This window comes from Microbacterium sp. BK668 (assembly GCF_004362195.1).
Lineage (GTDB): Bacteria > Actinomycetota > Actinomycetes > Actinomycetales > Microbacteriaceae > Microbacterium.
The window spans coordinates 1,230,749-1,243,826 of sequence record NZ_SNWG01000001.1 but is presented as its reverse complement, the minus strand read 5'-3'; the positions used below and the strand labels follow the sequence as shown (position 1 = coordinate 1,243,826).

Genomic DNA, 13,078 nt, shown 5'->3' with positions numbered 1-13,078 from the left:
CGGGCAGACCGGCCGGGACCCGGGACCAAAGTCATACGGATCCGCCCGATCGGCGCACGATCGAGCGGAGCCGCGCGCGTCCCGCGGACCTCCGCGGGACCTTGGGCCCGGCGTATCCGAGCGGTGCGCGAGAGGCTCGCGCTATGGACAGGCGCTCGAGGGAGGGCGCAGCGGCCACGCGAACGGCCCGACATCCGGGGCAGTCATCGACGACCGCGCTGCTCTCCGTCTGCGGTCTGACGATCCTCGCCTGGGTCCTCGTCTCCTTCGGCATCGGACTGGGCCTGCCTCGACTCGACCGCGGCGGGCTCGCACTGGTCCTCGGCGGCGTCGCCCTCCTCGGCGTCTCGGCCTTCGTCGCAGCGTGCATCATCGCGATCAGGGTCTTCCGCTCATGGGGCGGCGCCATGGCGGGGGTGTGCGCTGGCGCTCTCCTCGTGGGCGTCTATGCCCTCTCGATCGCTTTCGCGGCCGTTCTTCCGCCGCATCCCCCCGCCGGGGCCGTCCCGTCCGGTGGGCAGGCCGTCACGATCGAGACGGCCGACGGCGTGATGCTCTCCGGCTGGTACCTGCCGTCGCGTAATGGAGCGGCCCTCGTCCTCCGGCACGGAGCGGGCGGCGTCGCAGCGGACCTGGCGGGGCACGCTCGCATGCTGAATCACGCCGGCTACGGCGTGCTGGCGACGGATGCCCGAGGACATGGCGGCAGCGGCGGGCGGGGAATGGAGCTGGGCTGGTACGGCGACCTCGACACCCGCGCAGGGGTGGACTTCCTCGTCCGCCGGGCCGACGTCGATCCAGGCCGGATCGGAGCCGCCGGGTTCTCGATGGGAGGGGAGGAGGCGATCGGGGCGTCGGGCGCCGACGACCGCATTCGCGCTGTCGTCGCGGAGGGCGCCACGGGCAGGACGGCCGCCGACAAGGCGTGGCTGAGTGAGGAGTACGGGTTCCGAGGCGCGGTCCAGGCACAACTCGACGGGATGACCTACGCCCTCGTCGACGGCCTGACGGACGCGGCGCCGCCGTCGACGCTGGCCGACTCCATCCGCGCATCCGGAACCACGCCCTACCTGCTCATCGCCGCGGGCGAGGTTCCCGACGAGCAGTCGGTCGCCGCGCGCCTGGCCGCCGCCGGCGCGGGACGGGTCGAGGTGTGGGTGATATCCGGGGCGGGCCATACGGGTGGGCTCCGAGAGGACCCGGATGCGTGGCGGGAGCGGGTGGTCGCGTTCCTCGACCGGAGCCTCAGCCCTGCCGCCGGCTCGCCGTAGAGATGACGGAGCGGCGCCCGGCCCACTGTGAACGGCTCACGCGGAGAACGTCTTCAACCGATCCCGCACCGCGTCGGCCACGGCGGACCCGTCGATGTGCTCCGCATCGAAATGGATGCCGCAGCACAGCCTGCCCGCGTACGAGGTGGCCGCCATACCCAAGCGGACGTTCGCCGCGAGAACGGCCACGGGCCAGATCCGCGTCAGCGATGCGCCCGCCAGCTCGATGCGGTGTTCGGGTCCCGGCACGTTGGTGACGAAGCCGGCCACGAGGTGCTGGCGCTGAGCGAGGCGATCCATCAGGCGCGCGCCCGCGGGGCCCCGCATCAGTTCGAGTGTCCCCTGTCGGCGTGCCTGATCCTTCTGCTCCCGGGTCTGACCGGCGATCCCCCGGAGCGCGACGTCCGGTGAGGATGCCGTGAGCGGCAGCCGCACGAGCATGACACCGACTTCGTTGCGGAAGCCGGCCCTCCGCGGCAGCGCGACCGGGACCGACACGGGCAGGTGGGACGGAACGGAGCAGCCGGATGCCGCGAGCGCCGCCCGGTATCCCGCAGCGCCGACGGCGAGGACGACATCGTTCACGGTGGCCGATGCCCGATGGGCTCGCTCTGCGACGGCGCCGAGGTCGGCGTCGAGGAAGATCACGCCGTGGCGGTCGCTTCGCTCGCCCAGCAGAACGGAGTCGGGCAGACCGCGGGCAACGAGCGTCGCGGCGATGCGCCGCGCGCTGAGGATGAGGCGGCGCGGCCGAGTACGCGCGGAGGGAGCAGGCGCGAGGTCTGACCCGACCGCGCCGAGCGGGGCATCGGACGCGCTCGCGAGGTGCGAACTGTCCTCGAGCAGTCGCCGGATCAGGTCGGCGGCGGCCACGCCGTCCGCGATCGCGTGGTGGATCCTCAGGATCAGGGCACCACCGCCGTCCGGGCCCGCGGCGACGAGCAGCTCCCAGAGCGGTCGAGCGCGCGACAGCGGTTCGGCCATCAGATCCCCGCAGCGCCGCTCGAGATCCTCGAGATGCTCGACGGCCGGAAGAGCTCGCACATGCAGCGTCAGGTCGGGCTCGACGTCCCGCCATTCCTGCCGTCGGCCGACGCGCGCGGGCACCTGGCGCAGCGTCGGGATGTCGGCGAGGCGTCGGGCCACCGCCGTCCGGACGGCGCCGAGATCGAGCCGCCCGTCCGTCCCCACGAAGCCGCCGGGCGTAAGCAGCCCCGCGACGAGGAAGACGTTGACCTGTCCCGCGTGATCGAGAATCAGGTTGGCCTCATCGACCGCTCGCATGGCCCGATCCGGACGCACGAGTCCTCCGTCACACCGGCGCCGGCACCCGCCCGACGGGAACGGCGCGCGCCTCAGAGCACGGGCCGATGAGCGACACTGTCTGCGTCACGGCCGGCGGTGGGCACCGCGGCTCGGCTCTCCTGGGCACACAGGACGATCAGCACGATCATGCCCGCCACGGGAAGCAGCACCCAGAACACGTTCCCCCACGGGTGATCCGCGTCCCGCAGCCGGCGCACGGTCACCGCCAGCGTCGGAAGCAGGATGACGATACTCCACAGCCCCGTCAGGGCCGGCTGGGCGGTGAATCGTCCGGTGTCGAAGTCGAAACCGTACACCGGTATCGCGCTCAGCGCAGCCGAGACGAGCACCGTGAACAGGATCCACCACCAGAACTCCGGCCGACTCGCACGACCTCGGAACTCGGCGTACTTCGCGAAGCCGACCTGGATCGCCTGTACGAATGACATGGCCCGCCCTCCCGCTCGTGATCGATGCGTCCATCCCATCGCCCGTGATGCTCCGGTCATGTGCCGAAGGTCCCGTGGAGTGGGGAAAGCCGAGCACCACGTCGTCGGTATCGCTCCTATCGCCGCCGCCGATCGTCGCGAGGAGTCGATCGGATGCCGCGGCCCGGTCTCCACCCGGCTCCGCTGCCGCGGCATCCCTCGGTGTGTGGCTCGGCTCGTCGTGGCGAGGATCAGAACGGGTTGGTCGCGGGGTCGATGAGCGGGCGGACCTCGACGCCGCCGCCCGTGGCCGGGCAGAGCTTGGCGATCTCGATCGCGAGGTCGACGTCGCGCGCCTCGACGACGTAGTAGCCGAGCAGGGCCTCCTTGCTCTCGACGAACGGACCGTCCGTCGCCGAGCCGCCCTTGATCGCGGTCGCCGTCGTCACCGGCGCGAGCGCACCTCCGCCCGTCAGGGTCCCACCCAGCTCGGGGACCTGTGTGGTGAACGCGTTGTGCGCGTCGACCACCGCGGCCCACCCTTCGGGGGTCATAGTCGCGTAATAGGCCGGGTCTTCGTAGATGAGGATCGCAAACTGGGACATGGAAGTGCCTCCTGCACGGGGTCGCGAGCCGGCCTGTCCGGCTCCGTCACAGTGACAGCGAACAAGCGGCCGACAATTCGACATCCGGTTCGGGATTTCTTCACACGAATTCCGGCGCCGGCGCCGCTGTCGTCGCGCGTCCCCATGCCTGACGACTCTCCAGCGGACCCGATCGGCGATAGCATCGCGGACGTGTCGAGGGGTTCCGGCAGTCGCTTCTGGCGCAGCCGACCACCATCGTCCATCTGGCCGGCGAGCCTGCGGTCGCAAGCCCCTCGCGGGGGCGCATCGCCTTCTCGCCCTACGCCGTGATGGCGGTCATCCTGATGGACACGAGGATGCCGGGCAGCTCCACGCCGAGCTTGGCCACGTAGCGCGCCGGCGGGTCGGACGGGAACCAGCGGGCATACTCCTCGTTGAGGCCGACGAAATCCTCGGGTCTCGTCAGGAGGACACCTATCTCGACGACGTCCTGGAGTCCCGCCCCGCCCGCCTTGAGGACCGTCTCGCAGTTGGCCAGCGCTTGACGTGTCTGCTCCTGGACGGTCGCACCGGCGAGGGCACCCGTGGTCACGTGGACCCCCACCATTCCGGACACATAGACATGCGAACCCGCCCGCACCCCCTGGCTGTAGAGCGGCGAGCTCGGAGCGTCCGGAGTGATGATGATCTCCCTCGGCATCTCCCACCTCCTTCGTGACGTGCGCACGCGATATGGAGCATGGTCGCAGAGGATCACACTCCCTGCCAGGGGTACGGGTCGAGTCGCTGGAGCCGGCGATGCACCATGCCGGCAAGGCGGCACACCTTGGAGCCGGCCTCAAGCGCTCTCGACGTACTTGACGACGAACGACCAGCTCAGACCGCGGTCGGCGTCCGCGGTGCATCCGAGATGCACGGCGTCGCGGCCGATCCCACCCGAGAAGCCGTTCAGCGTGCCACCCGTATCCGAATGACGCCAGTTGTTGATCGCCCGGATGTAGACGATCGTGCAGTTCGGGTAGCTCTTGTCCGCGTGCCTTGTGATCGCGTGGGCGAACTCCCATTCGCCCTTCAGGTCGAATTCGTCCACGTTCACTGCGACGTCAGCGGGAACGCTCGTGTGATCGCCGTGCGTGCCGATGCCCGCCTCGCCACCTTCGCGGCCGACGAGGTTCGAGCGCCCGCCGTCACCCGCGCCGAGGATCTGCACCCGGTGGAGGAACTCCGTCGCCTGTCGGGCATCGGCGGCCAATGTCTGGGCCTCGGCGCGGTCCGCCGCAAGCTGGTCGGGGTGGTCCCAATAAAGCGCACCCATCCCGTCGACCTTCGCATCGAGCTCGGCGGCCCGCGCATGCAGGGAGGCCGCGGCATCCCGGGGCAGAAGTCCTTCACCCAAGAGCCCGCGGTAGGCGATCCTCGCGCCGACCAGGAGTGCACGATCGGCGGGGAAGCTGCGGGGAACGGGCAGTACGCGCGGCAGACCCGGTGCCAGCGTGCTGAAGTGGGTGAGCTCCGCGACCGCCCAGCCATCCTGGTGGTGGGTCTGGAAGTCGTTGAACATCTGCAGCACCTGAGCCGGTGTGAGGTTGGCGTTGCTCCCCAGCGATGGCGCCGATGTCGAAGAGTTGTTGTAGACCTTCGCGGAGATGCTCACGCGGTTGCTGGTCGCTGCCTTCGTGAAAGCCGCGCTGCCGTCGACGCTGAAGACATCAGGCACGGCTGCGCTCATGGACGCCTTGAAGCTGACGAGGTCGTCCTTCTTGAGCGCGGTCATCTGGTACACGGCATGGAACTCAGCCCTCTGGAGGCCTCCGCTGATGTAGTAGTCGCCGTAGCGCAGCCGGAACTCCTCAGGAGCAGACTTTGCGAGCGCTATGGCCTCCGCGCTGAGCGCCGGCGCCTTGATCCGGTCGAAGTGGGTGAGGTCGCTGTACCAAGAGAAGACGAGTGTCTCGCTCGTCTCGGAGAAGCGCACGCTCTTGGTGAAGTCCAGGCTCGCCTTGACCTGGACGCCGTCCGCATTGCCGGCCCCCTCCAAAGAGGCCTGAATGAGCTGGTTCAGTTCGTCCTGGCTCGTCACGTACGCGGAGTCGACCTTGGAAGAGGCTGCCGTCGGATGATCGACGTCGGTTGCGGGGACGACGGTCGTCAACGCGGCCTGGGCCATGTAGTCATAGCCCATGCCCAGCTCGAACCGGGCCTCCCACGGCACCTGCAGAACCATCGGCAGCAGGTATCCCGGATCGGTCGTCGCGGCCTGCGACGTGTCGTGCAGGACCGATTGAGTGTCAGGCATGGCGAGCTCCTCTTCTCGTTTACTGGGCCGTGACCGTCAGACGGAGGGCCGTACCGGACGGCAGCGTGACTCTGCACAGGAAATCGCTGAAGTCACCGAGCACGTTGATGTCGGCCGAGGCTGAGGCCACTCCGGTGCGGTTCGTGCTGTGGGCGTTCAGCGTCATCCGCCCGCTGCCGGGCCCGCTGAGCGTTCCGCTCGCGCCGGGTCTGATCGACAGGCTCTGGCCTTCCATCACGACGCCGACATCGACCGCCTGGTATCCGTCGTTCCCGGTGGCGTTCTCGACCTTGACTTTCCAACCCATCGCCCGCACCTTCCCGTGTGCGCCGACCCCGGCGCCGTGGCTGTCTCGACGTCCGCAGCTCCGCCTTCGTCGGGTGAGCCTAGGGACGCCGCGGAACGCGCGACAATAGGGCATTTGCCCTACTCTGAGAGCAATCGGGTGCTGCCGGGTTCGAGTCTCGATCGGCCCAACGGGGTCGACTGCCGCATCGGGGACCGCGACCGGCGAAGATGCGAGGGCGCATGACTCTGCTGGGGAGGCAGGCGGAGCTGACAGAGCTTCAGCGTCTCCTGCGCCAGGGCGCCAGATTCGTCGGAGTGGTCGGTCGCGCAGGAGTGGGCAAGTCGGCCATGCTCGCCGAGCTCGCCGACTCGCCACCTCCCGGCATGGAGGTGTGGGATGTCGACCTCGCGGGCGCACCCGCCGACGCGGCTCTGCTCGACGAGGCGGCGCGAAGGCTCGGGCTCGTGCTCGGCAGGAGATTCGACGCTTCGGGAGCGGGCGGAGTCGACGCGATCGCCGCTCGGGTGGGCCGCCGACGTGTTGTCCTCGCGCTCGACAATTCAGACGGGCTTGCGCTCGATGACGGCACCACGGCGGGGCTCCTGCGGCGCTGCCCGGGTCTGACTCTCCTGTTGGCGCGGCGCCGGCCACCGGACGAACGCATCGCGCTCATTAGCCTGCATCCCCTCGAGGTGCCCGACCGCGGCGCGTCGATCGAGCAGCTGGCGGCCAACCCCAGTGTTCGCCTCTTCGTCGATCGAGCCGCGCGTGCCGACGAGCGGTTCCAGCTCACGGACGGGAATGCGCACGACGTGGCGGACGTGTGCCGACTCGTCGGCGGGCTGCCTCTCGCGATCGAGCTCGCCGCTGCGCGGGTGCGCATCGTGTCGCCGGCCCGGCTCTCGCGGGAACTGCGCGACGGCGCCTCAGGCCGTGGCCTCGACCTGCTCAGCGCGGGCATCGACGGCATGCACCCGGGCATCCGAGAGGCGCTTGCGTCCACGTGCGCAGAGCTCGCGCCAAGAGAGCGTCGGCTCCTCGAGCTGCTGTCGGGCTTCAGCGGTCCGTTCCCGTTCGAGGCCGCCGTGTCCCTTGGCGGCTTCCCCGCCTTCCAGACGCTTGATGACCTGGAGCGGCTCGTCGACCTCCACCTGGTCGAGCCGGCGACGAGTGTCGCCGGCGACCGCGTCTTCGGTCTGCTTCCCATCGTCCGCGCGTACGTCCAGGAGACGCAGCATCCTGTCGAGGGGGATGATCGTCGACGCCGGCAGGTCCTCCGTGACCTGCTCGACCGCGCGACGGCGGCGTCCCGATCCGGCGGCTCGGTCTCGGACGTGACAGCCGCTCAGGTGATGCGTCGCGATCTCGTCAACGAGGCGCGCCGGCTGATGGATCAAGGAGCCGACGGGGTGGAGCTCTGGCTCGTCGGCTGCGCCGAAGTGCTCACGGGCTTCGCCGAGGGCGAGGTGATCAGCGAGCTGCTCGACCGGGTCATCGCCTCGGGCGAGCTCGGTGACCTCGACCAGGAGACGCGAGCGAGGGTGCTGCTCTGGAGCTCCTACCTGCTGGCCATCTCACCGGATGGAAGCGGCGTTGCCGAAACCGTTCGCCGACGACTTCGGGGGGCGACCGAACTGGTCGACGCCCGCCGGTGGCCGCTGCTGTCCCTGCAGACGAAGTTCCTCGGCATGATGTGCTACGTCGTCACGGGTGATCTCGCGTCGGCCACGCGACTGGCGGCCGAGGGGGCCGCAGAGGCAGAGTCGCTGCCGAGTCCCGTGTGGGCCGCCCGTTTCAGCGTGTGGCTCGCCGCGGCCGCACACGCGATGGGCGATCTGGCGGGTGCGATCTCGCTGGCTGTCGCGGCGCTGGAACGAGGGTCCCGGCTCCACGACTCCTACACTCTGGCCGGCGCGGCCGTCATCCTCTACACGCTTCCTCCGGGGTCCGTGCCCGACAGCATCCCCCTTCCGCCGCTCGAGGAGGCGCTCGCACTCACACGAGCCCGCGGTGATGTCCTGCAGGAGGGCTTCGTACTCGCTGCGCTCACCACTTCCGAGCTCGACGCCGGCCGCTTCCACGCCGCCGCTCGCTGGTGCGCGGAACGGCTGGCGCAGGGCGGGAAGCGCGGATGGTCGCTGGATTCCGAGATCTCGCTGGTGCAGACCGTGCTCATCGCGGTCGGCCTCGGCGATCTTCGGTTCGCGGCACGGATGCTGGGAGCGGTGCGGTCGGATCGCGAGCGCGTGCTGCGCGCCATGGCGCCCCGCCACCGCGAGGCGCTCGACGCGGCGCAGCAGGCCGTCACTCGTCGATTGGGGGCGGTCGCGTCAAGTCTTGTCGGGGCCGGACAGCTGCTCTCCCTCGAGGAGGCAGGAGTGGAGGCCACCAGCTGGCTGAAGTTGCAGGCCGGCGCCGCGGACCCGTCGACGAGCAGGAAGGATGCCACGACGCTGTCGCCCCGGGAGCGGGAGGTGCTCCGGCTGCTGGCGGAAGGCGAGTCGAACAAGCAGATCGCAACCCATCTGGGCCTCTCCGTCAAGACCGTGATGCACCACTCGGTGTCGATCTATCGGAAGCTCGCGGTGCGCGGGCGGGCGGAGGCGGCGGCCTACGCCTACCGGGGCGGGCTGCTCGTCGACTCGTAGGTCAACTGGTGGTGCGGAATCATCATGGCGGCGAACATGGCGTCCGCGTCGCTGAAGTCGGCCGCTGCGTCCGGAGGGGCATGGCCGAGATCGTCAAGACCGTGTCCTAGGTGACGCGGCACGCCGCTCGTAGCGTGAGGCTCATCACGAACACCGCCGGGGTCCTCCGGCGAGAGTCGAGAACGGAGTCCATCGTGTCTACCGAGTCAGGTCTCATCGAAGCCGCCTTCCCCGAGGTAGAGGGACGTCGGGACGCGCCCGTTCAACTGTCAGCGCGGCGGCGACACAACGGGCGCATCGTGTTCGGTTCACTGGCTCTCGGGTTGGTGGCTGCGGTTCTCCTCGTGCTCGTCCCGTTCGGGCCGCCGACGCAGAGCGCCGTTATCGGCTCGATGCTGTGCGGGTTCGCGGTGGGTTGGGGGATGCTGGCCGTGCTGACAGCCCGGTTCACCGACCAGCCCCAGCGGTGGGCCTTCGTGCCCGCGGCGCTGATGGGTCTGAGCGGACTTCTCCTCGTGCTGTTCGGACCCGCCGTGCAGCCGGCACTGACCTGGATTCTTCCTCCGGCGATGCTCGCGGTGTCCATCTACATGATGATTCGCATCCGGCAGAACCTCAGCGGCTCGCGCGCTCGGTGGCTCCTCTATCCCGTGATCGTGGCGCTGGGGCTGGCGTCGGTCGGAGCCGGCTATCAGGCGATCGGCGAGGCGCTGGATACCCAGGCGACCCCGATGCCCGGACAGCTGATCGACGTCGGCGGTCATCGTCTGCACCTGTACTGCTCCGGCTCCGGCGGCCCCACCGTGGTGCTGGAAGCCGGCGGCGGGGCAGCGGCCGCCGAGCTCGAGTTGCTCCGCTCGGCGGTGGAACGAGACACGCACGTGTGCGTCTACGATCGCGCCGGCCGCGGCTGGAGCGACTCCACCCCCACGCCCGCCCACGGCATCCAGATAGCAACCGACCTGCACACCCTGCTCGAGCGGGCGCAGGTGCCCCGGCCGTACGTCCTCGTCGGCCATTCCTTCGGCGGGCTGTACGTGCAGATGTTCGCCGCACGGTACCCGACACAGGTGGCCGGCATGGTGCTGATCGACTCCACCGCGCCGGACGCGGGCGCCTCGGCCTACCAGACCCACCCGGTTGTGCTGGATCGTGTCTTCGCACTGCTCTCCTCGTCCGCGCAGCTCGGACTGGGCCACCTGTTCGGCGGCACGGCACGCGACCTGCTCAGCAGCATCAACGAGTACGCCGACGCGGGAGACGCCGTTCAACACGCAGCATCCCTCACCGACTTCGGCGACAAGCCCCTGTTCGTCCTGACCGCCGGCATCGGGGGCGATGCCGCCAAGTTCGCAGCCCAGGACCGCATGGCCGCATTGTCGAGCGACAGTGTGCACCGCACCGTCGAGAACGCCAGCCACCAGATGCTGGTCTCGGACGAAGAATCCGCCGCCGTCACGGCTTGCGCGATCCTCGACGTGGCCGCCGCCGTCCGGAGCGGCCAGCCTCTCGCAAAGTGAGAGGAGTGCGGGCGCGCTCAGGTCGCGCGCCGGCACTCCCGTGGTTTTGGCGTCAGGCCGGCCCGAAGTGGTGTCGGTGGTCGCCGGGCGTGGTGTTCAGCCGCCGGCGAAAGGCGCGGTTCATGGTCTCCGGGGTTCCGAAGCCGCACGTTCGGGCGATCTCCTCCATCCCGAGGAGCGTGGTTTCGAGGAGGCGGCACGCCGCCTCCATTCGCACCGCCTCCACGTGTTCGGCGGGGGTGATGCCGACCTCGGCTTTGAACACGCGGCTGAACTGCCGATCCGACAGGTGGGTGCGCTGCGCCATGGCCGGAATGGACAGGTCCGCGGTGAGGTTGTCGGGGATCCACGCCAGCAGGTCGCGGATCGGTTCGTCGTTGGCGGACTGTGCCGCGAGCACCGACGAGAACTGGCCCTGCCCCCCGGAGCGGCGCAGGTAGACGACCAGGCGGCGGGCGACGGTCGCGGCGGCCTTGCGGCCGTGATCGTCGGCGACGAGGGCGAGGGCGAGGTCGATTCCGGCGGTGACGCCGGCGGACGTCCAGACGTTCCCGTCGTGCACGTAGATGGCGTCCGGTTCCACCACGACCCCCGGATAGTCGCGCTCGAGGTCCGCGCATTCCGCCCAGTGCGTTGTGGCGCGCCGCCCGTCGAGAAGTCCTGCCGCGGCGAGCAGGAATGCGCCGGAGCAGACCGACGTCACCCGTCGTGATCGGCCCGCGAGCCGCCGGATGCTGTCGACGAGCTTTCTGTCGGCGACGGCCACATCCATGTCCCTGCCACCCGCGACCACGAGGGTGTCGATGTTCCCGACGACCTGCTCGATCGGGTCCGTGGCGAACTCCAGGCCGCTCGTAGAGACGACCGAGCCGCCGTCGACGCTGACGAGTTGGGTCGCGTATCGGGGAATCGGCAGGAACCGAGAGGCGGTGGAGAACACCTCGAGCGGCCCCGTGACGTCGAGGATCTGAGCGGACGGGAACCCCACGATCACGATCCGCGGCTCGGTCCGGGCCGGTACCGGATGGCCGGGATCGTCAAGAGCGTGTCCTAGGTGGGTCGCGGGCTCCGCCATACCGTGAGATCACCCCCACCCATTGGAATCGAGGCCTCGTGTATTCGCCATCCTGCACCGATCTCCGGTGGATGTCGCTGGTCATCGTGATCGCGATCACAGCCGCGTACATCGCTTTGCGCCGCTGCGCAAGCAACGAGCGAATCGCTTACGCCGTCGCGGCCGGAGTCGTTCGCCGGCGGGCCGAAGCGGCAGCATCCACCCCCTCTCCGTTCGCACCGAGCCTGATATGACGACTGCGCGACTCTCGACTCACGCCCGCTGCGCGCTTGCCCTGCTGGTCTCGATGGCGCACACGAGTCGCGGCAGCTCCCACTACGCGCTCGGCTGGAGCACCAGCGGCTCTGAGGAAGCCCCGACCCGGCTGACGCACACCGGCAACCTGCTCACCTTCAGTGCCGCGGCCGCGATCCTGCCCGAGTCTCGCATCGGCCTCTCGCTGATGTTCAACGCCAGCTCGGGGGTGCACGTGGGGCCCTCGCGAACGATCCCGACCGTGGTCTGGATGACAATGTCATCGCGTTCGCTCGGTGTCAGCTGGAGTGCGCGCACGAACCGCTCCTCGCACGCATGGTCGACGGTGGCGTACACGTCCGCGTCATCGAACACGTCGATGCCCGCCTCGCGCCGCGAAGATGAAGGCACGGATCTCGTCGTCACTCCTTTCCTCGATGCGCATGAGACCGAGGACGATGTTCGACACGGTGTGGGAACCTGCAGGGATCCTGTTCATGCGGGCATCGTCTTCTCTGGGTGAACGGACTCAGAGCGACGCGACCACCACGGCCGCCGCGCCGAGCAGAATCCCGGCGAGCTGCAGCCGGGTGATCCGCTGTTGGAGGAACACGCGCCCGACGAGCGCCGTCAGCAGTGGGGCATACGGCGCGAGGATCGCGAAGAGGAACAGCTCGCCGACGCGGAGCGCGAGCACCAGGGCAACGTTGCCGACCCCGTCGAGGAAGCCGGCCGCCGCAGCGACGATCGCGCCGGTGCGGAGCGACCTGCCGGCCGTGGCGGAATCACCGTCGCGCATCCCTCGCCGATTCACCCACCACCAGATGACGGCGACGGTTGCGCCGACCAGGATGCCGAGGCGGGCGCCCGTGAGCGACCACAGGCCCGACCCGATCGGCGCATTGTCGAGGATCAAGAGATAGACCGTGAACCCCGCGGCAGCCGCCAGCGCGAGGGGCGGTCCGCTTCTCGTGGAGCGCGGGCGGTCCGTGGGCTCGCGCCGATACGTCAACATGCCGACCGCCACCACGCACATGGCGAGTCCGATGATCCGTCCCATCGTGAGCGCCTCCCCGCCGATGAAGCCTGCCAGCGAGATGAACACCGCGCCCGCACAGGAGACGATCGCCGCGACAAGGCCGACCGGCCCGATCGAGAACGCGCGGTACACGGCCATGAGCGACATCGTGGCGACGAGGCCGGCGACGACGCCCACGGCTAAACCGAAGGGCGAGAACGGGACGGACTCGGCCCCCGCCGCCACCAGGACGACCGCCAGCGCAACGGGTGCCCCCAGCCAGACGACGGTCGATGACGGAAGCGCCCGATTCGCCACGCCACCCAGGACGTTGCTGAGCGAAGCGAAGGTGCCGTTGAGGAGGACGAGTAGGACCGGCACAAAACGTATAGTAGTATTAAATACAA

General features: G+C 69.5%; 12 protein-coding genes. 4 read left to right on the top strand and 8 right to left on the bottom strand.

Going from position 1 to position 13,078, the window contains the following annotated elements; all coding sequences use genetic code 11:
* The first annotated feature begins 143 nt into the window (after window positions 1–143).
* A complete protein-coding gene (locus tag EV279_RS05485) occupies window positions 144–1,271 on the top strand; it encodes an alpha/beta fold hydrolase (RefSeq protein ID WP_166644461.1) in 1,128 nt (375 codons plus the stop codon).
* A gap of 36 nt (window positions 1,272–1,307) precedes the next feature.
* Here the strand turns inward: EV279_RS05485 and EV279_RS05480 are convergent, their stop codons facing one another.
* The 6 genes from EV279_RS05480 to EV279_RS05455 all read right to left on the bottom strand — a co-directional run bounded on the left by EV279_RS05480 (window position 1,308) and on the right by EV279_RS05455 (window position 6,194).
* Window positions 1,308–2,555 (bottom strand): wax ester/triacylglycerol synthase domain-containing protein, encoded by a 1,248-nt coding sequence (locus EV279_RS05480; RefSeq protein ID WP_243728448.1) that lies wholly within the window; start codon window positions 2,553–2,555, stop codon window positions 1,308–1,310.
* A gap of 71 nt (window positions 2,556–2,626) precedes the next feature.
* Window positions 2,627–3,025: a DUF805 domain-containing protein gene (locus tag EV279_RS05475; protein ID WP_133541873.1), complete on the bottom strand. Its 399-nt coding sequence runs from the start codon at window positions 3,023–3,025 to the stop codon at window positions 2,627–2,629.
* Between the two features lie 230 nt (window positions 3,026–3,255).
* Window positions 3,256–3,609, bottom strand: coding sequence for a YciI family protein (locus EV279_RS05470; RefSeq protein WP_133541872.1), 354 nt, complete (start codon window positions 3,607–3,609; stop codon window positions 3,256–3,258).
* Window positions 3,610–3,910: 301 nt separating this feature from the next.
* Window positions 3,911–4,291, bottom strand: coding sequence for a RidA family protein (locus EV279_RS05465; RefSeq protein WP_133541871.1), 381 nt, complete (start codon window positions 4,289–4,291; stop codon window positions 3,911–3,913).
* A 138-nt stretch (window positions 4,292–4,429) separates the two neighbouring features.
* Window positions 4,430–5,887 (bottom strand): hypothetical protein, encoded by a 1,458-nt coding sequence (locus EV279_RS05460; RefSeq protein ID WP_133541870.1) that lies wholly within the window; start codon window positions 5,885–5,887, stop codon window positions 4,430–4,432.
* A gap of 19 nt (window positions 5,888–5,906) precedes the next feature.
* Window positions 5,907–6,194, bottom strand: a complete 288-nt coding sequence (locus EV279_RS05455) for a hypothetical protein (RefSeq protein WP_133541869.1) — start codon at window positions 6,192–6,194, stop codon at window positions 5,907–5,909.
* A 221-nt stretch (window positions 6,195–6,415) separates the two neighbouring features.
* Here EV279_RS05455 and EV279_RS05450 point away from each other — a divergent pair, with 221 nt between their 5' ends.
* Both EV279_RS05450 and EV279_RS05445 read left to right on the top strand, forming a co-directional pair.
* Window positions 6,416–8,824, top strand: a complete 2,409-nt coding sequence (locus EV279_RS05450) for a LuxR C-terminal-related transcriptional regulator (protein ID WP_133541868.1) — start codon at window positions 6,416–6,418, stop codon at window positions 8,822–8,824.
* A gap of 299 nt (window positions 8,825–9,123) precedes the next feature.
* The gene (locus EV279_RS05445) at window positions 9,124–10,344 is read left to right on the top strand and encodes an alpha/beta hydrolase (protein ID WP_133541867.1); all 1,221 of its coding nucleotides are present in this window, start codon (window positions 9,124–9,126) and stop codon (window positions 10,342–10,344) included.
* A 52-nt stretch (window positions 10,345–10,396) separates the two neighbouring features.
* On the opposite strand, the gene EV279_RS05440 is transcribed toward EV279_RS05445, so the two are convergent.
* On the bottom strand, window positions 10,397–11,338 hold the full coding sequence (locus EV279_RS05440; protein WP_208109479.1) for a DJ-1/PfpI family protein: 942 nt from the start codon (window positions 11,336–11,338) through the stop codon (window positions 10,397–10,399).
* A 310-nt stretch (window positions 11,339–11,648) separates the two neighbouring features.
* Here EV279_RS05440 and EV279_RS05435 point away from each other — a divergent pair, with 310 nt between their 5' ends.
* Entirely contained in the window at window positions 11,649–12,176 is a 528-nt protein-coding gene (locus tag EV279_RS05435; protein WP_133541865.1) for a hypothetical protein, read from the top strand.
* 6 nt (window positions 12,177–12,182) lie between these two features.
* Here EV279_RS05435 and EV279_RS05430 read toward each other — a convergent pair whose 3' ends face one another.
* Window positions 12,183–13,052, bottom strand: a complete 870-nt coding sequence (locus EV279_RS05430; protein ID WP_133541864.1) for a hypothetical protein — start codon at window positions 13,050–13,052, stop codon at window positions 12,183–12,185.
* Window positions 13,053–13,078: the final 26 nt, after the last annotated feature.

Bases quoted from the DNA above. Each gene is read 5' to 3' on its own strand.
- EV279_RS05485 (WP_166644461.1), top strand. From the start codon at position 144: ATGGACAGGCGCTCGAGGGAGGGCGCAGCGGCCACGCGAACGGCCCGA.
- EV279_RS05480 (WP_243728448.1), bottom strand. From the start codon at position 2,555: ATGCGAGCGGTCGATGAGGCCAACCTGATTCTCGATCACGCGGGACAG.
- EV279_RS05475 (WP_133541873.1), bottom strand. From the start codon at position 3,025: ATGTCATTCGTACAGGCGATCCAGGTCGGCTTCGCGAAGTACGCCGAG.
- EV279_RS05470 (WP_133541872.1), bottom strand. From the start codon at position 3,609: ATGTCCCAGTTTGCGATCCTCATCTACGAAGACCCGGCCTATTACGCG.
- EV279_RS05465 (WP_133541871.1), bottom strand. From the start codon at position 4,291: ATGCCGAGGGAGATCATCATCACTCCGGACGCTCCGAGCTCGCCGCTC.
- EV279_RS05460 (WP_133541870.1), bottom strand. From the start codon at position 5,887: ATGCCTGACACTCAATCGGTCCTGCACGACACGTCGCAGGCCGCGACG.
- EV279_RS05455 (WP_133541869.1), bottom strand. From the start codon at position 6,194: ATGGGTTGGAAAGTCAAGGTCGAGAACGCCACCGGGAACGACGGATAC.
- EV279_RS05450 (WP_133541868.1), top strand. From the start codon at position 6,416: ATGACTCTGCTGGGGAGGCAGGCGGAGCTGACAGAGCTTCAGCGTCTC.
- EV279_RS05435 (WP_133541865.1), top strand. From the start codon at position 11,649: ATGACGACTGCGCGACTCTCGACTCACGCCCGCTGCGCGCTTGCCCTG.